Raw genomic sequence first — 19,665 nt, 5'->3', positions numbered from 1 at the left:
GATGAGCCAGGCGGCGCAGAACCTGAACTGGTTGATCACCAACTTCGTGGACAACACCCCCGGGGTGTCCCACACGGTGGTGGTCTCCGCCGACGGACTCCTCCTCGCGATGTCCGAAGGCTTCCCCCGCGACCGTGCGGACCAGCTCGCGGCCGTCGCCTCGGGCCTGACCTCGCTGACCGCCGGGGCGTCCCGGATCTTCGAGGGCGGCTCCGTGACCCAGACCGTTGTGGAGATGGAGCGAGGATTTCTCTTCATCATGTCCATCTCCGACGGCTCCTCACTCGCCGTTCTCGCCCACCCGGATGCGGACATCGGTCTCGTTGGGTACGAAATGGCACTTCTTGTCGATCGCGCGGGCACGGTTCTCACTCCGGACCTCCGCGCGGAGCTCCAGGGGAGCCTGCTCAACTAACAGACAGACGGTGCGTTTTCGCGCCTCGTGGCCGTAAGGTTCGGGACGCGGCTCCACAGTGATGGTGCCCGGCACAGTTGGAGGAGGAAGCAACGTGGCAACACCCCCAGACGGTTCGTCATCGGCGAACTGGTCCCCTGGTCACGGCCAGGGCGGCCAGCACGACGGCGGTCCGAACAGGTACAACTTCCCCTCCGCTCCGAGCCACCGCCGCCCGCCGTACGCGCAGCCCCAGCAGCCGGGGCCGCGCCCGTACGACCAGGGCAACCCGGCGCACGCGCCCCGCATCCAGCCCGTGCAACCCCAGCGGCGCGCCCCCGAACCGGCGCCCGCGGGGTCGGCGAACAACCCCCTGGTGCGCCCGTACGCCATGACGGGCGGCCGCACCAGGCCCCGTTACCAGCTCGCCATCGAGGCGCTGGTGCACACCACGGCACAACCGCATCAGCTGCAGGGCCAGTTGCCCGAGCATCAGCGGATCTGCAATCTGTGCCGGGAGATCAAGTCGGTCGCCGAGATCTCGGCGCTCCTCTCCATCCCCCTCGGCGTCGCCCGGATCCTCGTAGCCGACCTGGCGGAGGCCGGACTTGTCGCCATCCATCAGCCCGGCGGCGACGAGACCGCCGGCGGCCAGCCAGACGTGACACTGCTCGAAAGGGTGCTCAGTGGACTTCGCAAGCTCTAGCGGAGGAGCAACAGCCCGCTCCACCACCAGCGCGAAAATCGTGGTGGCGGGCGGCTTCGGCGTGGGCAAGACCACGTTCGTCGGGGCGGTCTCTGAGATCAACCCGCTGCGCACCGAGGCCGTCATGACGTCCGCGTCCGCGGGCATCGACGACCTGACCCACACCGGCGACAAGACCACCACCACGGTGGCCATGGACTTCGGCCGCATCACCCTGGACCAGGACCTGATCCTGTACCTCTTCGGTACACCCGGCCAGGACCGCTTCTGGTTCATGTGGGACGACCTCGTCCGTGGCGCGATCGGCGCGGTCGTCCTCGTCGACACCCGCCGCCTCGCCGACTGCTTCCCCGCCGTCGACTACTTCGAGAACTCCGGCCTCCCCTTCGTCATCGCCCTCAACGGCTTCGACGGCCACCAGCCCTACACCCCCGACGAAGTACGCGAAGCACTCCAGATCGGACCGGACACCCCGATCATCACGACCGACGCACGACACCGCGCGGACGCGAAGAGCGCGCTGATCACCCTGGTCGAGCACGCGCTGATGGCGCGGCTTCGGTAGCGGTCGTCCCACCCTTTTTTCGTACGCGGACGACGGCCCGCACGCTTCGGCGTGCGGGCCCCTGTCAGTTTCCGCGGTAGTACGCGAGCTGGGTGACCCCTTGGTAGCCGTAGCTCTCGGGGTGCAGTTCGTGGAGGGCGACGCCGCCGCGGGCGAGCGGGCCGAGGAGTTCCGTCAGGAACACGGCGGCTCCGGAGACGAAGGCGGCCTTCTCCGCCGCGCTGTTGGTGCCCGCGGTGATACTGACCTCCAGGTGCACGTCGCGGGCGCCGTCGGCCAGGGGTTTTCCGGCCACGTAGTAGCGGTCGGCGGGGACGGGGTCCAGGTGGACGATGGTGCGCTCGGCGGACTTGCCGAGCGCGGTGACGGCAAGCCCGGTCAGACCTTCGGCGAGGCCGCGGGCGATGTCGGCGGGCAGGTCGGGGCCGGTGACGGTGGCTCGGATGTGGGGCATGGCTCTCCTCGGGTTCGCTCCTCGTCCCGCCTGGTGGGGCGGCACGGGAGCCACCCTCGCCCCGTCCGGCACGATGGAGCCAACGCAGCACCCTCACCGCCCTATGAGGCCGCCTCATGACCGTGAACTTTCCGCAGCTCAGAGCCTTCGTCGCCGTCGTCGACGCGGGCGGCTTCGGCGCGGCCGCCGACGAGCTGGGCGTCAGCCAGTCCGCGGTCTCGCACGCGGTGGCGTCCCTGGAGCGGGAGGTGGCCGGGCCGCTGCTCGTCCGCTCCGGCCGGGTCCGCCCGACGGTGCTCGGGGAGCGCGTCCTGCCGTACGCCCGGGGCGCGCTGTCGGCGGTGCGGGGCGTCGAGGAGGCGGCGGCGGACGCGGCGGGCACCCTGACCGGTACGGTGCGGCTCGCGGCGACGCCCACGGTCTCCCAGGGCCTGCTGCCGACCCTGACGGCGCACTGGCGGGAGAGCTGCCCGCACGTCACGGTACGGGTCTTCGAGGGCGACAGCGCGGAGATCACGGGCTGGCTGGAGAACGGCACGGCGGACGCCGCCGTCCTGGTCGACCCGCCGCCGGGCCCCGGCGTCCGGCTCGCCGTCGACGGCTATCGCGCCCTGCTCCCCCGCGACCACCCGCTGGCGGCCGAGCCGGTCGTCGACGTGCGCGACCTGGCGGACGACGACTTCCTGATCTCGCCGGGTGGCTGCGAGGACCGGGTGCGCGCGCTGCATGAGTCAGCGGGCCTGCGGTTCGCTCCGGCGCAGCGGGTCCGCGATCTGGCGACGCTGATCGGCATGGTGCAGGCGGGCATCGGGGTGACGGTCCTGTCGGAGGTGGCGCGGCCGTTGCTGCCGGCGGATCTGGTGCTGGTGCCGGTGTCGCCGCGGGCCGCGCGGCGGCTGGTTCTGAGCGGGCCACGGGGGCGGGCCCGGCATCCGGCCGTGCGTGCGTTGGCGGAGTCCGCCGTCGGGCTCCTGGCGGAGGGCGTTCTCGCCTCGGGGCGGTGATCCGTCCGCGGGCCGCAGGGGGCTGGCCGCGCAGTTCTCCGCGCCCCTGACGGGGCACGGCGAAGCCCCCGCCCTCCCGAAGGAAGACAGGGGCCTCGTCCGTGCTGTGTGCGTCAGCCCTGCCAGCTGTGCGGGGCGCGGAAGCCCGGGGTGCGCTCCAGGCGGCGCCAGCCGGCCTTGTCGCGGCCGCGGCGGGCGGGAGCGGCGGCGGGCTGGGCCGCGGCGCGGGCCAGCAGGATCGCGGTGATGGCCGCGACCTCCTCGGGCTCGGCGTGGCCCTTCTCGACGCGGATGTCGGGGGGTGTCATCTGCAGCGTTCTCCTTGTGGGCTACTGCGGGGGGTTGCCGTGCTTGCGCGAGGGCAGGTCGGCGTGCTTGTTGCGGAGCATCGCGAGGGACTTGATGAGGACCTCGCGGGTCTCGGCCGGGTCGATGACGTCGTCGACCAGGCCACGCTCCGCGGCGTAGTAGGGGTGCATCAGCTCGGCCTTGTACTCCTTGACCATGCGCGCGCGCATCGCCTCGGGGTCCTCGGCGGCCGCGATCTGACGCCGGAAGATCACGTTCGCGGCACCCTCGGCGCCCATGACCGCGATCTCGTTGGTCGGCCACGCGTACGTGAGGTCCGCGCCGATCGACTGGCTGTCCATGACGATGTACGCGCCGCCGTACGCCTTGCGCAGGATCAGCGAGATCCGCGGGACGGTGGCGTTGCAGTACGCGTACAGGAGCTTGGCGCCGTGGCGGATGATGCCGCCGTGCTCCTGGTCGACGCCGGGCAGGAAGCCGGGCACGTCGAGCAGGGTGAGGATCGGGATGTTGAAGGCGTCGCACATCTGCACGAAGCGCGCGGCCTTCTCGGAGGCCTCGATGTCGAGGACACCGGCCAGTGCCTGCGGCTGGTTGGCGACGATGCCGACGACCTGGCCGTCGAGACGGGCCAGGGCGCAGATGATGTTGCGCGCCCAGCGCTCGTGGACCTCCAGGTAGTCGCCGTCGTCGACGAGCTCCTCGATGACCTTCGTCATGTCGTACGGCCGGTTGCCGTCCGCGGGGACCAGGTCGAGGAGGACGTCCGAGCGGCGCTCGACCGGGTCCTCCGACTCGTGGACCGGCGGGTTCTCCCGGTTGTTGGAGGGGAGCATCGAGATCAGGTAGCGGACCTCGGCCAGGCAGGTCTCTTCGTCGTCGTACGCGAAGTGGCAGACGCCGGAGGTCTCGGCGTGCACGTCGGCGCCGCCGAGGCCGTTCTGCGTGATCTCCTCGCCGGTCACCGCGCGGACGACGTCCGGGCCGGTGATGAACATCTGCGAGGTGTCGCGGACCATGAAGACGAAGTCGGTGAGGGCGGGCGAGTACGCCGCGCCACCCGCGCACGGGCCGAGCATCACGCTGATCTGCGGGATGACACCGGAGGCCTTGGTGTTGCGCTGGAAGATGCCGCCGTAGCCGGCCAGCGCCGAGACGCCCTCCTGGATACGGGCGCCCGCCCCGTCGTTGAGGGAGACCAGCGGGGCACCGGCCGCGATGGCCATGTCCATGATCTTGTGGATCTTCGTGGCGTGCGCCTCGCCGAGCGCGCCGCCGAAGATGCGGAAGTCGTGGGCGTAGACGAAGACCGTGCGGCCCTCCACCGTGCCCCAGCCGGTGATGACACCGTCCGTGTACGGCTTCTTGGCCTCCAGGCCGAAGCCCGTGGCCCGGTGCCGGCGCAGCTGCTCGACCTCGTTGAACGAGTCGGGGTCGAGGAGCAGCTCGATCCGCTCGCGGGCGGTCAGCTTGCCCTTGGCGTGCTGGGCCTCGGTCGCCTTCTCGCTCGGCCCGCGCAGTGCCTCCGCACGGATCTCGTGCAGCTCGGCCACGCGGCCGCGCGAGTCGGTGGGCTCGCCCCCGGAGGAAGCGGTCTCGTCCAAAACGGTCATGTAGCGACCTTACGGAGGGCGCCCCGGGAAACGGACCGTCGACTATGAACAGTCTCCGGGCCGTTTTCCTGGCACCCCCGGACAGAAGCGGGCCAGAGCCATGAAGAAGTGACGGCTCAGGCCGCCCGAAGTTATGGGGTTTCCACAAAACAGTATGCAGCGTCAGGGCCAACGGCGCCCTCGGTCGGCCGAGAGTCACGTCACAGCGGCGGCCCGCGCAGGCCTTTCCAGGTGCGCTCAAGGGATTCTCCGGTGCGCGGCGGCTCGCTCACATGCACCGTAGCGCCTCTGCGCCGCTGCCGTACGAGCACACTGGCGGGCGCGGTCCGTGCCTTCGCCGAGTTGGCGAGGACCGACAACCGGCGGAGATCGATGGACGCGGCGTACAGAAGCCGAGGGCCGCGCGACGCTGTCGTCGCGCGGCCCTCTCCGCGAGGCACCCCCGTGGCTCCGCGGGGTCCGAGGTCGTGCGGGTTCAGCGCGTGGCGCCGCGCTTGAACAGGGAGCGCGCCCAGAGGAAGCCGAGCAGGGCGATGGCGACGCCCCAGCCCACCGCGAGCGGACCGAACCTGCCGATCTCGGTGCCGGTCAGCAGCCCGCGGAGGGTCTCGGTGAAGGCGGTGTACGGCTGCCATTCGGCGAAGTGGCGCAGCCAGCCCGGCATCGAGTCGAGCGGCACGAAGACGCTGCTGAGGAAGGGCAGCAGGAAGGAGAAGGGCAGGGCGACGCTGCTCGCCGCCTCCGGTGCCTTGACGAGCTGGCCGAGCGCGACGGCGAGCCAGGTGAGGGCGGTGCTCATGAGCATCAGCAGACCGGCCGACGCGGCCCACTCGATCGGCTCGGCACCGGACCGGAAACCGATCAGAAAGGCGACGCCGATGACGAAGACGATGGTGAGCATCGTCTGGATGACGGCGCCGACGGCCCGGCCGGTGAGGATCGAGGAGCCGTTGATCGGCATGGTGCGGAACCGGGCCACGATGCCCTCGGTCATGTCCGTGCAGACGCCGACCGTGGTGGGCAGGACGCCGGAGCCGACGGCCATGAGCAGGATGCCGGGGACGAGGTAGTCGATGTAGTCGCCGGAGCCCTGGCCTCCCGTGCCGTCCATCCCGGCGGACATCGTGCCGCCGAAGACGTAGTTGAACAGCAGCAGCATGGCGATGGGCATGCTGACCAGGCTGATCGTCATGGCCGGGTAGCGGCGGGCGTGTCTGAGGTTGCGGCGCAGCATGGTGAGGGAGTTCTGCAGCGCGGAGGTGGGGGCGGGGACGTGGGTCCGGGTGACCGCCGAGGTGGTCGTGGTGGCGGGGGTGGTGACGGTGCTCATCGGGTCGTCGCTTTCTCCTGGTCGGGGTGGCCGGTCACGGCGAAGAAGACGTCGTCCAGGTCGGGGGTGTCGATCGTGAGCCCCTCGACCTCGATGCCGGTGGCCTCGACGCGGTCGAGCACCGCCTTGACGGACTTCAGGCTGCCGTCGCTGGGGACGTGCAGGGTCAGGTCGTCCTCGCCCCTGCTGCCGAGGCCGAGCAGCCGCGCGGCCTCGTCCAGACCGGCGGGGTCGGCGAAACGGAGCTGGACGTGGCCGCCGGGGACGAGACGCTTCAGCTCGTCGGGGGTGCCCTCGGCGACGAGCTTGCCGCCGCTCAACACGGCGATGCGGTCGGCGAGTTGGTCGGCCTCTTCCAGGTACTGCGTGGTCAGGAAGATGGTCACACCGTCGGCGACGAGCTGCCGGACGATCTCCCACATGCCGTGCCGGCTGCGCGGGTCGAGACCGGTGGTCGGCTCGTCCAGGAAGATCACGCGCGGGTTGCCGACGAGGGTCATCGCGATGTCGAGCCGGCGCCGCATGCCGCCGGAGTACGTCGCGGCGGGCTTCCGCGCGGCCTCGACCAGGTCGAACCGCTCGACGAGTTCGGCGGCGAGGTGCCGGCCCTGCCGTCGTCCGAAGCCGTACAGGTCCGCCATGAGCGTCAGGTTCTCCTCGCCGGTGAGGAGGTTGTCGACGGCGGAGAACTGCCCGGTGACGCCGATCGCGGCACGCACGGCGTCGGGTTCGCGCACCAGGTCGTGCCCCGCGACACGGGCTTCTCCGGCGTCGGCGGGGATGAGCGTGGAGAGGATCTGCACGGCGGTCGTCTTGCCCGCGCCGTTGGGGCCGAGGAGGGAGAAGATCGTGCCTTGCGGGATGTCGAGGTCGATCCCGTCCAGCACGGTTTTCCGGCCGTAGGCCTTGCGCAGGTCGGTGGCTGTGATGGCTGAGGGGCGTGGGGCGTGGCGGGGGTCGGGGTGCGTGGGCATGTCCGGTCCTTCTCGGGTCGGGGAATGCGTTGGGCGGGGATGCGGGGCGGGCCTCAGGGACCTCGCCGGGGATGCACGGCTTGTGGGTACGACTGGGAGCGGCGCGGCGGGGCGCCGGGATTCCGGGTGTGGGAGGGCGGCTCCCTGGCGGGGGCTTCCGGGCGGAGCGTCTCCGGGCGGAGGGTTTCCGGGCGGAGGTTGCGGTGAGGTTCGACCGGGGCGCGGCGCGGCCCCGGGACGGCTCAAGGGGCCGGGGAGGTCGCGAAGGGAGGCCGTCGCGGGTGGACGTTCGACTCCCGGGAGGGGCGGCGCCGGCAGGCGGGGTTCGGGCCGGGGCCGGGGCCGGGGCGGGCCGGGTGGCCCGGGTCCGACCTGCTGGACGGAGGCCGCCCTGGCGGGGGGGGCAGCACCGGCTGGTGGCGAGTACCGGCTGGAGGCGTGTATCAGCTGGCCGTGATCAGCCTCCAACGAGTGGGGCCGGGTCGGGGCAGCCCGGGGGAACATTCGGGGGGCGCCGGGCCGGAACCGTATACCCGTAGGGCACATCAGATCCCTGGCCCCGCCGCGCGCATCACGCGCGGTGGATCCTGATGTCGCCGATTCCCGTGCGGGCGTGGACCTTCAGCGTGTCGGCCGGCTCGTCCGGCGCCGAGGGGCCCGACTCCTCCAGCGCCTGGCTGACCGTTCCCGCCTTCGTGCGTACGTCGAGCCACGCCGCCGTACCCTCGCGGATACCGATCTCGATCTTGCCCGCCGCCGAATCGACGACGGTCTCGCCGCGGGCCACCTCCCCGAGGCGTACCGCCCCGTTGGCCGTCTTCACACTGACGGCGGCGGCCGCGCGGTCGACGGTGACGGAGCCGTTGGACGCCTTCACCTTGATGTCGCCCTCGATGTCGCCCAACACGATGACGCCGTTGGAGTTCTTGATGTCGGCCGTCCCCTTGACCTCGCCGACACGGACCTCGCCGGAGGACGTGGAGACGTCGACCTGCCCGTCCGCGCGGCCGAGGGAGATGTCGCCGTACCCCGTGGTCAGCTTCGCGGCAGCGGTCCGTTCGAGCTGGATGTCACCCGCCGACGTCTTGATCTCGCAGTCGCCGAGGCGGCCCTCGGCGGAGACGTGCGCCATGACGGTCGTGGCGTGCACCCCGGATCCCGTCGGCACCACGATGTCCACGTCGACGGACGGCCCCTTGCCGAACATGGGGCGGTCCTTGGGCCCCTTGACCAGGAGCTTGCCGTTGGCGAACTCGACGCGGGTGCGCTCGGCCGCCTTGACGTCCGCGTCCTGCGTCGCGCTGCTCGGCCGTACGTCGACGACCGTGTTCGTACGGTCCCCGGCGGTGATCCGGAGCGTCCCGACCCTGAGGGTGACGGTGGCGCTGATGGGCTTCGGGCTGTCGAAAGAAGGCATGGCTGTCCCGTCCTGAGGGCTCGCCGAGTCCTCAAGGGCTCGGCAAGCGGAGGCTGTTGGGAAGTATCGGTGGGAGTACCGGCGTGGCAGCGCCGGTACGGGTGGGCAGTAGGCGGAGGAGCAGGGCGAGTGCGGACACTCACGGAAGGCGCGTCCGCGCTACCGCACCCAGCCCGTGAACCCCGTCCCGGAGTTCCAGGTCTCGCGGCGACCGCCCCCCGAACCCGCCCGGCCGCCCCGCCCGTCGGGCTGGTCCAGCGCGCCGGACACCGCGCGGACGAGCCACGCGTTGACGGAGAGGCCGTCCCGGTTCGCCGCCTCCTCCACACGCGACTTGATGTGCGCGGGCAGACGGAGGTTGACGCGGGCGGTGCCGCCGTCGTCCACCGCATCGGGCGTGCCCGGCGGCGGAGGGGGCGGCGGCGTCGGCCGGGCCGCCATGAGCGCCGCGTACTCGGCCTGGGCGTCGAACGGCTCGCCGGCGGGCGGCGGCGTCACCACGAACTCCGGGTCGAGGCCACGCAGTCGTACGTCCACCGAGCCGGGCGCCAGGTCGACGGTGATCTCGTCCGCGGCGGCGGAGAGCGCGTTCAGCAGGGTGAGCCGGGCGGCCGACTCCAGCGGGGCGGTGAGTCGCTCGGCCAGGGCTCGCGCCTCGTCCCCGCCCGCTTCGGCGGCCACGGCGAGTTCCTGCCGGAGCTGATCGACGTACTGCGTGAGGTTCATGACGCCATCATGGCACCATCATGGCGCCATCGCAACCGCCAATGGCGCTACACGCGCCGCCAACCGGACCCCGTCACCCTCTTTCCACAGGTCAGGCCACCCTTCGCGCTCCATGACGCCATCGCGGCGCCACCCTGATGCCGCATGGCGCCCGAACGGCACCGCCCATCCCGCCCCCGGCCGCCACAAAGACACCTCGCCCCAGAGGTTGAATGTTGAACAGAATCGCGCTACCTTCGATCTCGTTGAACATTCAACAGCAGCTCCCCACCGGAGCTCGTCCCCCCAAGGAGCACGCCATGGGAATCTTCGGCCGCAAGAACGACACCGTCACCGCCCCCGCTGCCACCACCCCCGTCGCGGTCAGCCCCGACCTCGCCGCACTGACGGGCGAGTACACGATCGACCCGACCCACACGACGATCGGTTTCGTCGCCCGCCACGCCATGGTCACCAACGTCAAGGGCTCCTTCCTCGACTTCACGGGCACCCTGCACCTGGACGGCACGGACCCGTCCCGTTCGACGGCCTCCCTCGACATCACGATGGAGAGCATCGACACCGGCAACGCCGACCGCGACGGCCACCTGAAGAGCGCGGACTTCTTCAAGACCGACGAGTTCCCCGAGATGACCTTCCGTTCCACGAAGACGGAGGCACTGGGCGGCGACGACTACCGCGTCACCGGCGACCTGACGATCCTGGGCACCACGAAGCCCGTCACGATCGACCTGGAGTTCAACGGCTCGGCCAAGGACCCGTTCGGCAACGAGCGCGTCGGCTTCGAGGGCAAGGCGGAGATCCTGCGCTCGGACTGGGGCCTCACCTGGAACGCCGCACTGGAGACCGGCGGCATGCTCGTCTCCGACAAGATCAAGCTGAACTTCGACATCTCGGCGATCAAGGCCGGTTCCTGAACCGCCCCGCGACCGTCGTGAGTCAGCGACCGGCCGGCACGCTCTCGACCGCACCTCCCGCCGCGTGCTCCAGGATCGCCTTCCCGAGCGGTCGGAGCACCGCCGGCGGCAGGGCGTGCCCCATGCCCGGGATCTCCACCAGTCGCGCACCCGCGACCACCTGAGCGATGTGCTGCGGGTGCGGGACCGGGAAGACGGGTTCCGCCGTGGCGGAGACGACGAGCACCGGCACCCGGTTCGCGGCGAGTTCGGCCGTGCGGACCATGCCGGAGCTGTCGGCGAGAGCGTGGGCCGATGACTCCAGGTGGCGGCCCGCGTGGTGGATGATGCCCCGCTCCAGTTCCCTGAAGTACGGTGCGTCGAACGGCAGCTGGTCGCCGCTCAGCAGGCGCCAGTGCTCCACGCGCCGGTCCAGCTCGGCCTCCGGACCATGGTCCTCCACGGGACGCGACCACATCTCCAGGATCTCGGGCGCGATGCCGGGCAGCTCCGCGACGGGAACACGCACGCCGTCCGGCCGCACGTACGGCGTCTCGCTCAGCGCACACGTCCCCATCAGGGTCGCGCTCAGCACCCGCTCGGGATGATCGGCGAGCACCAGCTGACAGAGCATGCCACCCAGGGACATCCCTACGAGGTGGGCCCGCTCGACACCGAGGCCGTCCAGGACCGCGATCGCGTCCCGGGCCAAGTCGGTGACGGCATAGGGGTTCTCGTCGAAGGGGCGGTCGGAGCGGCCCGTGTCGCGGTGGTCGTAGCGGATCACGTGGTGGCGCGCCGCGAGGGCCTCGACGAGCGGCTCGGGCCAGCCGAGCCCGGAGGCCTGGGCGCCCATGACGAGCAGCAGCGCGGGGGCGTCGGGCGCGCCGCGCCGCTCGGTCCACACGCGGACCCCCGGCGCGACCTCGACGTACTGCTCATGGACCTGGCTCATGGCGGCCTCCCGCATGCGAACGACGACGAACAACGCACTGACTCAACAAGACGGACCGTATCGTCTCGCTAGTGGGTCGTCAAGCGTCCGCCCCAGAGCCCCGCACCTCAGAACCCGCCCCCACCGCCGAAGTCCCCGCCACCGCCGAAGTCCCCTCCCCCGAAGTCGCTCCCGCCCCCGAAGTCCGACGGGTCGAAGTCCGCCCCCGAAAAGTCGCCGCCTTCGTGGCCGCCGCCGAAGTCCCCGTATCCGGAGCCGTGGTCCGCCGCGTACGCAGGGGTCGACATCAGGCCGCCGAGCATCGTGCCGACGAGGAGTCCCGGCAGGATGCCGCCGCCGAAGTAGCCGCCCGCCCACGGCCCGTACGCGGGACCGGCCTCCCAGTAGGGGCGCCGCTCCCCGGACTCCGTGGCCACGGTCCGCACCATCGGGTCCTCGCCGTCCGCCAGGCGCGCCGCGTCCGCCGCGCACACGGGGACCGAGCGTTCGGCGCCGTTCGCGGGTGCCCACGTCGCGTCCTCGACCGAGGGACCGTGCCGCGGGTCGAAGAAGCAGGGGGCCCGCCGCTCGGGCAGCTCACGTCCTTCCCGGCGCGCGGCGAGCAGGGCCAGCGAGAAGCGGCCGTCCTCCAGCGCCTGGGTGACGGCCCGCACATCCTCGGGGCGCGTCGCGGCCGCCATGTACGACTTCGCCTTCTCGTACGAGTCCAGCGCACGTTCGTAGTCCGCGCGCATCGCGTCGTCCGCGCCGGACTCCGCGGGGTGGAAGTCGAGCCGGTCGAGCTCCTCGCCGAACGCGGTGATGTCCTCGTCGACGACGACGGACAGCTTGCGCAGCGACTCGCGCTGCATCTCCTCGTGGCGCCGCTTCTTGCGCCGGACGATCGCGTACGCGCCTCCCGCCCCGGCCACCACGACCACGCCGACCCCTACGAGGGCGCCCGGCGAGACGCTGTTGTCGGAGCCGCCGCCCCAGGACTCGGGGGCCTTGCCGCCGGTCTGCACGAGGGCCTGGCCGACGAAGCGGTCGAGCTGCTGCGGAGCGCTCTCGCCCTGGACCAGGGAGACGAGGTTGGCGACGGCGTTGCCGGTCAGCACGGACCGGTCGGCCTTCGCGTCGAAGCCGTCGCCGAGCCGGACCGCGTACAGTCCGGTCACACCGGTCTCGGTGCGCAGCTGGCGGAAGAGGGCCTGCCGCGGGAAGTCGTCCGGCAGCACGGCCACGAAGACCGGCTTGTCGGCCTTCTTGATCTTCTCGGCGAGGGCGTCGGCCTGTCTCTCGGAGAGCTGGTCCGACGCCGCGGGATCGACGTAGACCGGGCTCTTCTTCCAGGCGTCGGCCACCACCGAGACGCTGGAGGCATCCTGCGCTCCGGATGCCGCCGAAGTTCCGGGTGCCGCCGAAGCCCCGGGCGCCGCCGTGAACGACACGGCACCCAGGGCGAGCAGCAGTCCGGAGAGTCCCACCGTGATCCGCTTCGTCCGATTCCTCATACTTCGAACGTAACCCAGACGGACCAGGCGGACCCCCTACGGGTGGGCGCGGACTACTCCACCGGCTCGACCCCGGCCCGCAGCAGCCCGTAGGTGTAGGCGTCCTCCAGGGCGCCCCACGACGCGGCGATGACGTTCTCGGCGACGCCGACCGTCGACCATTCGCCGACGCCGTCGGTCGTGGAGATCAGGACGCGCGTGGTGGAGGACGTGCCGTGCTTGCCCTCCAGGATGCGGACCTTGTAGTCCACGAGCTCCAGCTTGGCGAGCTGCGGGTAGATGCGCTCGAGGCCGACCCGCAGCGCCCGGTCGAGAGCGTTGACCGGGCCATTCCCCTCCGCGGTGGCGACGATGCGCTCTCCCTTGGCCCACAGCTTCACGGTGGCCTCGTTGGCGTGCGTGCCGTCGGGGCGGTCCTCGACGATGGCCCGCCAGGACTCGACACGGAAGTAGCGGCGGGCGCGGCCCTCGGCCTCCTCGCGGAGCAGCAGTTCGAAGGAGGCGTCGGCGGCTTCGTACGTGTAGCCCTGGAGTTCACGCTCCTTGACGCGGTCGACGACGCGCCCGATGAGCTCGCGGTCGTCGCCGAGGTCGACGCCGAGCTCCTTGCCCTTGAGCTCGATGGAGGCGCGACCGGCCATGTCGGAGACGAGCATGCGGATGCGGTTGCCGACGAGGTCGGGGTCGATGTGCTGGTAGAGGTCCGGATCGACCTTGATCGCGGAGGCGTGGAGTCCGGCCTTGTGCGCGAAGGCGGAGACACCGACGTAGGGCTGGTGCGTCGAGGGGGTGAGGTTCACGACCTCGGCGATGGCGTGCGAGACGCGCGTCATCTCGCGCAGCGAGCCCTCGGGCAGGACCCGCTTTCCGTACTTGAGTTCCAGGGCGGCGACGACGGGGAAGAGGTTGGCGTTGCCGACGCGCTCGCCGTAGCCGTTGGCGGTGCACTGGACGTGGGTGGCGCCCGCGTCGACGGCGGCGAGGGTGTTGGCGACGGCGCAGCCGGTGTCGTCCTGGGCGTGGATGCCGAGGCGGGCGCCGGTGTCCGCGACGACGGTGGAGACGACGGCCTGGACCTGGGCGGGCAGCATGCCGCCGTTGGTGTCGCACAGGATGACGACGTCGGCGCCTGCCTCGGACGCGGCGCGGACGACGGCCTTGGCGTACTCGGGGTTGGCGCGGTAGCCGTCGAAGAAGTGCTCGCAGTCGACGAAGACCCTGCGGCCCTGCGCGACGAGGTGGGAGACGGTGTCGCGGACCATCTCCACGTTCTCGTCGAGGGTGGTGCGCAGGGCGAGCTCGACGTGCCGGTCGTGGGCCTTGGCGACGAGGGTGATGACGGGCGCACCCGACGCGAGGAGGGCGTTGACCTGTGGGTCGTCGGCGGCCTTTGCGCCCGCGCGGCGCGTCGCGCCGAAGGCGACGAGCTGCGCGTGCCGGAATGTGATCTCTTCCTTGGCCCGCGCGAAGAACTCGGTGTCGCGCGGGTTGGCGCCCGGCCAGCCGCCCTCGATGAAGCCGACGCCGAAGTCGTCCAGGTGCCGCGCGATGGTCAGCTTGTCCGCGACGGTGAGGTTGATGCCTTCGCGCTGCGCGCCGTCGCGCAGCGTCGTGTCGAAGACGTGGAAGGAATCGTCGGGTGTGCTGGTTTCCGTCATGCTGATCTGGCTCCTGTGTCGGATCTCGGTCTACCGGAATGACCGGCTCCACCACCCCCATGATCCCTCGCGCTCCGTGTCCGGCTGCAGTTGGGCCGGGAAACGAAAAAACCCCTCGCGGGTGCGAGAGGTCTGCGCGCGGGTCGAGGCGACGGTGTCCGCCCGTACGTGATGGGTACGAGGCGGTCACTGCGGACCGGCGCGCCTGCTGCCAATAATCATGGCGAACGAGAGCACGGAGGCAGCTTGCCACGCTTCGCCGTGCCGCGGAGGCCCTGTCTCACGATGCGGGCGACGCGACGGACGCGCCGCCCGCGGGGTGGACCCGTACGGGTCCGCACAGCTGAGGCGTCAGCGCAGGTGGCGTACGAAGGCGTCGGCGCCGTCGTTCGTGTCACCCGGAAGGAGGGTCGCGTCCGGCGACATGAAGGTGACGCGGGCGCCGTTCCGCGCGATGCCGCCGGGCAGGACGTCCGCCGTCGCGGCGCCGCCGCCGGTGTCCGGGGAGACGAGCGTGGTGGTGCCCTTCCGCAGGTCGCGGAGGTAGGTCGGCCACTCCTTGCCGTACGCGCTGCCGGGCTCGGTGATCTCCGACATGTACGTCAGATACCGGCCGTCGGAGCTGATGGCGGGCGAGCGGGTATGGGCCTTGCCGGGGCCGCCCTGCGTGCCGTGGACGCGCTGGTTGCGGCCGGAGGCCACGTCGTGCACGAACACGTTCCATGCGGCGTCGTTGTCGTCGGGCACGAGGTGGGTGTCCCGTGACTCGAAGACGACGGTGCGGCCGTCGCCGCTGAGGGACGGCTTCAGGGACTCCTTCTCCGTCTTGGTGCCGTCGTGCGAGCGGTCGACCTGGGAGAGGGCGCCCGTCCTGCGGTCGCGCAGCCAGAGGTCGCTCCAGTCGTCGCCCCGCGGTCCGTTGACGAACGAGTCGGCGTAGACGACGTACCGGCCATTGTCGCTGACGGTCGCCGAGTGGGCGTCGCGTTCGCCGTCGCCGCCCGTGCAGGGGTGGCTGACCTTCTCCGTGGTGCCGGTCCTGCGGTCGCGCAGGAAGACCGCGGTGCCGTCGGAGCGCGGCCCGTCCGTGTCGAAGACCGCGTAGCGCGCGTTCGCGCTGAGGGAGACGCCGCCCGCGCTGTCGCCCGGGTAGCCGTCGGGCAGTTCGACGTCGAGGCGCTCGGTCCGCCCCGTCCCGCGGTCGTGGAGCCGCACGTCGCGGTCGGAGGAGGAGCCCGCGGGGCTGGAGACGAACGCGACGTAGCGGCCGTCGGCGCTCAGGGACGGGCCGCTGACCTGACGCCCGGCGACGGAGACGCGCTCCGTCTCCCCGGTGCGCAGATCGCGTACGAAGATGTCGCGCGCCCCGTTCGTGTCGCCTGCCACCAGGTCGGTCGCCTCGGAGTCGAAGGCCGCGAACCTGCCGTCGCGGCTGATCACGGCCCCTTGGGACCGGTCGTTCGCCGCGTTGCCCTGTGCGGTGACGCTGATGCCCTCGGTGCGGGGCGCCACGGACGCGTCGGCGGCGAAGGCGGCCGGCAGGGCGGTGACGGCGGCCGCGACGATGCCCGCCGCGGCGGCCAGGGCGAGGCGCTTGCGATGGGTGCAGTACATGTTCGAGTCCCCCGTTGTTCCCGCCGCTCGCCATTGAGCGATACCCACCGGGATACAAGCGCACCGGCAAGGGGGCAGGCAATCAGCCGGATTGCGTACAACCTCGACGGTCGGCTAGGCGTCCGGGGTGAGCGCGGCGTCCAGGAACTCCCTTACGTGTACGAGGACTTGGTCCCGGCCCGTCCCCCGAAGCCCGATGGCCACGTGGATGGAGAACCCGTCGAGCAGCGCCCGCAGCCGGGACGCGAAGCGGTCGGGGTCGACCGCGCCGAACTCGCCGCGCGAGACCCCCTCGGCGAGCAGCGCCACCAGGTCGCGGTGCCAGGCGCCCTCGATCGCTGCCTGCCGGTCGCGGCCCTCCTCGTCGGCGTTGAGGGACCGGTTCCAGACCTCCAGCCAGAGGGTCCAGTGCGGGTCGCCGACGGCGTCGGGGACGTACAGCTCGACGTACGCGTCGAGGCGTTCGCGTGCCGGGGCGGGCCGGGCGAGGAGCCGGCCTCGCTCGGCGCCGAGGCGGCCCTCGCTCCACTCCAGGGTGCGCAGGAGCAGCTCGTCCTTGGTGCGGAAGTAGTAGAGGAGATGGCCGGAGCTCATGCCGACCGCACGGCCGAGCGCGGCCATGGTCAGTTTCTCCAGGCCGCGCTCGGCGATCATCTCCATGGCGGCCGCCAACACGTCCTCACGCGGCGGGGCGTTCTTCCGCGCGCGGGCCTGACCGGCCATCCCGTACTCCTTGATCACACCTTCGGCTGCTGCTGGGTGATGCAGTGGATGCCACCGCCCCCCGCGAAGATCGTACGGGCGTCGACGAGCGTCACGGTCCGGTCCGGGAAGAGACCGCGGAAGATGCCCGCCGCGATCTCGTCGTTCGGGTCGCCGAAGGCGCACAGGACGACGCCGCCGTTGCAGAGGTAGTGGTTGATGTACGAGTAGTCGACCCAGCCCTCGTCGTCCTTCAGGACGGTCGGTGCGGGCACCTCGACGATCCGCAGGGTGCGGCCGCGGGCGTCCGTCTGCCCGGTGAGGGCCGCGACGACCTCCTTGCTGACCTCGAAGTCGGGGTGGGCGGGGTCGCGCTGGGAGTGCACGACGACGACGCCGGGCGCGGCGAAGGCGGCGACGATGTCGACGTGGCCGAGGGTGCCGAAGCCGTGGCCGGGGTAGTCGGCGGTGAGGCCGCGCGGCAGCCAGATCGCCTTGGTGGTGCCGAGGTGGGCGTGGACCTCCGCCTCGACCTGCTCCTTCGTCCAACCGGGGTTGCGCTCGGGGCCGAGCTGCACGGTCTCGGTGAGCAGCACGGTGCCCTCGCCGTCGACGTGCAGGCCGCCGCCCTCGTTGACGAGCTTCGAGGCGTACGTCCGCGCTCCGGCGAGGTCGGCGACGTACGCCCCGATCCTGGAGTCGTGGTCCCAGCGGGCCCACTCCTGGGCACCCCAGCCGTTGAACGTCCAGTCGACGGCGGCGAGTCCGCCCTTGCCGTCGGTGAGGAACGTCGGCCCGATGTCCCGCATCCAGGCGTCGTCGAGCTCCCGCTCGGTCACCTCGATGTCCGGGCCGAGGAGCTCCGCGGCGTACGCGGACTGCGCGGGCCCGCACACGACGGTGACGGGTTCGAAGCGGCGCACGGCGCGGGCGACGCGGGCCCAGGCCAGCCGCGAGTCGTCGAGGCCCTCCGGGTCGTCGAACGTGGGGTTGGGGCACGGCCACGCCATCCAGGTGCGCTCGTGCGGGGCCCACTCGGCGGGCATGCGGAAGCCGTCGGCGGCAGCGGTCATGGCGTACACCTTCACCAGGGGAGAACAAGACTTTAGAGCAACACTCTAACTGCGAAATCCGCAAGCGGGAAGGATTGACGACGGGGGGCCGGACAGGTCACATTGAGCGCTGCTCAAATTTGGGGCAACCATTGGGACCAAGCGAGCGTCAGGGGCACCCTCATGCCGATAGAACAGCGCGGAGTCGACACCATCCCGGACGGGGAGCGCACCAGCGGCCCCCGCGATCTCGTATCGATCCTCGTCGGGTCGAACCTCTGCCTGGGGGTGATCGTCTTCGGCTGGCTGCCGGTGTCGTTCGGCCTCGGCTGGTGGGAGTCGGTCAGCGCGGTCGTGGCGGGCACGGTGATCGGCACGGCGCTGACCGCGCCGCTCGCCCTGGTCTCGCTGCGCACCGGCACGAACCTCTCCACGTCGTCCGGCGCGCAGTTCGGGGTGCGCGGCCGCCTCGTCGGCTCGGTCGTCGGCCTGCTCCTGTCCCTCGGCTACACGGCGCTGACCATCTGGATCGGCGGCGACGTGATGGTCGGCACGCTGCACCGGCTGCTCGGCCTGCCCGCCGGCGGACTCTCGTACTCCCTGGTCTACGCCCTGCTCGCGGCGGCCACGGTGACCGGCGCGGTCTACGGCTACCGCGTCCTGCTGCGCCTCTCGCGCGTCCTCGCCGTCGGCATGACGGCACTGCTCGCGCTCGGTGTCATCGCCTACGCCCCGGACTTCACGACCGCCGCGCTGCCCGGCGCCGGGGGTTACGCGCTCGGTTCGTTCTGGCCCACCTGGTTGCTGGCCCTGGTGGCGGCGGGCCTCTCCGGCCCGATCGCCTTCATCACGCTCCTCGGCGACTACACGCGCTACATCTCCCCGGCCCGCCACAGCTCACGGGCGGTCCTCGGCGCGGCGTGGCTCGGTCTGCTCGCCGGACTGCTGCTCCCCCAGCTCTTCGGCACGTTCACGGCGTACGCGGCGCGCGCGGCCCTCGACTACGCGGGTGGCCTCGTCGAGGCGTCCCCCGCCTGGTACCTGATCCCCCTCCTCCTCGCCGCGTCCGCGGGATCGGTCGGCAACGCGGGCCTGATGCTCTACTCCATGGGCCTCGACCTGGACGCGATCCTGCCCCGCGCGTCCCGCGCCCGCGCCACGTACACGGTCGCCGCCGTCGCCACGGTCTGTGTCTTCGTGGGCCACTACGCGTGGGAGGCGCAGGACGCGATGACGTCCTTCGTGCTGCTCCTCACGGCGATCGGCACGCCGTGGGCGGTCATCACCCTCATCGGCTTCGTCCGCTGCCGCGGGGAGTACGACGCGGAGGCCCTCCAGGTCTTCAACCGCCGTGCCCGTGGCGGCGCCTACTGGTACCGCGGCGGTTGGAACGCGCGGGCCACCGCGGCGTGGGCGCTGGGCGCGACGGCGGGCGTCCTGGCCGTGGCCCTCCCCTCGTACGAGGGCCCGCTGCTCCCCCTGACCGGCGGGGTCGACTGCAGCTTCCTGCTCTCGGGCGTGGTGGGAGGCGCGGGGTACCTGGCCCTGACGGCCCGCGAACGGCAGCCGGTCGCACCCCTTGATCAAGTAGCCTGACCGCATGGAAGAACTCATAGGCCTCGGTGTCCGCGCGGCGAAGGGCGCGGGCGCGGCAGTGCTCTCCGCGGTGGACGCCCTGACGAGCGGCCCCCTCAACCCCGTCGGCTCGAACACCCCGAAGCCGGAGGACGTGAAGTCCGACGAGGGGGCCGCCGAAGGCTCGGGCGTGACCGAAGGCCGGCAGACGGACAAGTAGGGGAAAGG

20 protein-coding genes are annotated in these 19,665 nt (G+C 71.6%); 7 read left to right on the top strand and 13 right to left on the bottom strand.

All coding sequences use genetic code 11. The annotated features are described in order from the left end of the window. Window position 1 precedes the first annotated feature (1 nt). From DEJ47_RS27420 to DEJ47_RS27410, 3 genes are all read left to right on the top strand, one after another. Window positions 2–415 (top strand): roadblock/LC7 domain-containing protein, encoded by a 414-nt coding sequence (locus DEJ47_RS27420; protein WP_055564496.1) that lies wholly within the window; start codon window positions 2–4, stop codon window positions 413–415. 94 nt (window positions 416–509) lie between these two features. Then, the gene (locus DEJ47_RS27415; protein WP_150172614.1) at window positions 510–1,100 is read left to right on the top strand and encodes a DUF742 domain-containing protein; all 591 of its coding nucleotides are present in this window, start codon (window positions 510–512) and stop codon (window positions 1,098–1,100) included. Continuing rightward, window positions 1,081–1,665 (top strand): GTP-binding protein, encoded by a 585-nt coding sequence (locus DEJ47_RS27410; protein WP_030361923.1) that lies wholly within the window; start codon window positions 1,081–1,083, stop codon window positions 1,663–1,665. Before DEJ47_RS27415 ends, DEJ47_RS27410 begins: the two co-directional genes overlap by 20 nt. A gap of 64 nt (window positions 1,666–1,729) precedes the next feature. Here the strand turns inward: DEJ47_RS27410 and DEJ47_RS27405 are convergent, their stop codons facing one another. After that, a complete protein-coding gene (locus DEJ47_RS27405) occupies window positions 1,730–2,119 on the bottom strand; it encodes a tautomerase family protein (protein WP_150172612.1) in 390 nt (129 codons plus the stop codon). Between the two features lie 116 nt (window positions 2,120–2,235). On the opposite strand from DEJ47_RS27405, the gene DEJ47_RS27400 reads away from it, so the two are divergent. Then, the gene (locus tag DEJ47_RS27400; RefSeq protein WP_150172610.1) at window positions 2,236–3,123 is read left to right on the top strand and encodes a LysR family transcriptional regulator; all 888 of its coding nucleotides are present in this window, start codon (window positions 2,236–2,238) and stop codon (window positions 3,121–3,123) included. Between the two features lie 113 nt (window positions 3,124–3,236). On the opposite strand, the gene DEJ47_RS27395 is transcribed toward DEJ47_RS27400, so the two are convergent. The 6 genes from DEJ47_RS27395 to DEJ47_RS27370 all read right to left on the bottom strand — a co-directional run bounded on the left by DEJ47_RS27395 (window position 3,237) and on the right by DEJ47_RS27370 (window position 9,492). Beyond that, window positions 3,237–3,431, bottom strand: coding sequence for an acyl-CoA carboxylase subunit epsilon (locus DEJ47_RS27395; RefSeq protein ID WP_150172608.1), 195 nt, complete (start codon window positions 3,429–3,431; stop codon window positions 3,237–3,239). A 21-nt stretch (window positions 3,432–3,452) separates the two neighbouring features. Continuing rightward, entirely contained in the window at window positions 3,453–5,045 is a 1,593-nt protein-coding gene (locus tag DEJ47_RS27390) for an acyl-CoA carboxylase subunit beta (RefSeq protein WP_150172606.1), read from the bottom strand. A 475-nt stretch (window positions 5,046–5,520) separates the two neighbouring features. Next, window positions 5,521–6,375 carry an ABC transporter permease gene (locus tag DEJ47_RS27385; RefSeq protein WP_150172604.1) on the bottom strand — a complete coding sequence of 285 codons (855 nt, stop codon included), beginning with the start codon at window positions 6,373–6,375 and terminating at the stop codon, window positions 5,521–5,523. Beyond that, a complete protein-coding gene (locus tag DEJ47_RS27380; protein WP_150175901.1) occupies window positions 6,372–7,349 on the bottom strand; it encodes an ATP-binding cassette domain-containing protein in 978 nt (325 codons plus the stop codon). The genes DEJ47_RS27385 and DEJ47_RS27380 overlap by 4 nt, the downstream gene beginning before the upstream one ends. A gap of 571 nt (window positions 7,350–7,920) precedes the next feature. Beyond that, on the bottom strand, window positions 7,921–8,766 hold the full coding sequence (locus tag DEJ47_RS27375) for a DUF4097 family beta strand repeat-containing protein (RefSeq protein WP_150172602.1): 846 nt from the start codon (window positions 8,764–8,766) through the stop codon (window positions 7,921–7,923). A 159-nt stretch (window positions 8,767–8,925) separates the two neighbouring features. Continuing rightward, window positions 8,926–9,492: a hypothetical protein gene (locus DEJ47_RS27370; protein WP_150172600.1), complete on the bottom strand. Its 567-nt coding sequence runs from the start codon at window positions 9,490–9,492 to the stop codon at window positions 8,926–8,928. A gap of 299 nt (window positions 9,493–9,791) precedes the next feature. Between DEJ47_RS27370 and DEJ47_RS27365 the strand changes: the two genes are divergently transcribed. Continuing rightward, window positions 9,792–10,409, top strand: coding sequence for a YceI family protein (locus tag DEJ47_RS27365; protein ID WP_150172598.1), 618 nt, complete (start codon window positions 9,792–9,794; stop codon window positions 10,407–10,409). A 22-nt stretch (window positions 10,410–10,431) separates the two neighbouring features. Here DEJ47_RS27365 and DEJ47_RS27360 read toward each other — a convergent pair whose 3' ends face one another. The 6 genes from DEJ47_RS27360 to DEJ47_RS27330 all read right to left on the bottom strand — a co-directional run bounded on the left by DEJ47_RS27360 (window position 10,432) and on the right by DEJ47_RS27330 (window position 17,883). Next, on the bottom strand, window positions 10,432–11,343 hold the full coding sequence (locus DEJ47_RS27360; protein WP_150172596.1) for an alpha/beta fold hydrolase: 912 nt from the start codon (window positions 11,341–11,343) through the stop codon (window positions 10,432–10,434). Window positions 11,344–11,450: 107 nt separating this feature from the next. Further along, window positions 11,451–12,836 (bottom strand): hypothetical protein, encoded by a 1,386-nt coding sequence (locus tag DEJ47_RS27355; protein WP_223828527.1) that lies wholly within the window; start codon window positions 12,834–12,836, stop codon window positions 11,451–11,453. A gap of 53 nt (window positions 12,837–12,889) precedes the next feature. Next, a complete protein-coding gene (cimA, locus tag DEJ47_RS27350; protein ID WP_150172594.1) occupies window positions 12,890–14,494 on the bottom strand; it encodes a citramalate synthase in 1,605 nt (534 codons plus the stop codon). Window positions 14,495–14,845: 351 nt separating this feature from the next. Next, window positions 14,846–16,108 (bottom strand): TolB family protein, encoded by a 1,263-nt coding sequence (locus DEJ47_RS27340; RefSeq protein WP_150172590.1) that lies wholly within the window; start codon window positions 16,106–16,108, stop codon window positions 14,846–14,848. Window positions 16,109–16,222: 114 nt separating this feature from the next. After that, a complete protein-coding gene (locus DEJ47_RS27335; RefSeq protein WP_150172588.1) occupies window positions 16,223–16,831 on the bottom strand; it encodes a TetR/AcrR family transcriptional regulator in 609 nt (202 codons plus the stop codon). Window positions 16,832–16,845: 14 nt separating this feature from the next. Beyond that, a complete protein-coding gene (locus DEJ47_RS27330) occupies window positions 16,846–17,883 on the bottom strand; it encodes an agmatine/peptidylarginine deiminase (RefSeq protein WP_150172586.1) in 1,038 nt (345 codons plus the stop codon). A 162-nt stretch (window positions 17,884–18,045) separates the two neighbouring features. On the opposite strand from DEJ47_RS27330, the gene DEJ47_RS27325 reads away from it, so the two are divergent. Together DEJ47_RS27325 and DEJ47_RS27320 are read left to right on the top strand one after the other, a co-directional pair. Then, window positions 18,046–19,458 (top strand): cytosine permease, encoded by a 1,413-nt coding sequence (locus DEJ47_RS27325; protein WP_150172584.1) that lies wholly within the window; start codon window positions 18,046–18,048, stop codon window positions 19,456–19,458. A gap of 4 nt (window positions 19,459–19,462) precedes the next feature. Continuing rightward, window positions 19,463–19,657 (top strand): hypothetical protein, encoded by a 195-nt coding sequence (locus DEJ47_RS27320; RefSeq protein ID WP_150172582.1) that lies wholly within the window; start codon window positions 19,463–19,465, stop codon window positions 19,655–19,657. Window positions 19,658–19,665 lie beyond the last annotated feature (8 nt).

It is taken from the genome of Streptomyces venezuelae (genome assembly GCF_008642355.1).
GTDB classification, from domain to species: domain Bacteria; phylum Actinomycetota; class Actinomycetes; order Streptomycetales; family Streptomycetaceae; genus Streptomyces; species Streptomyces venezuelae_B.
Note: the sequence above shows the minus strand (reverse complement) of the source record. Positions and strands in the feature narration are given on the sequence as shown.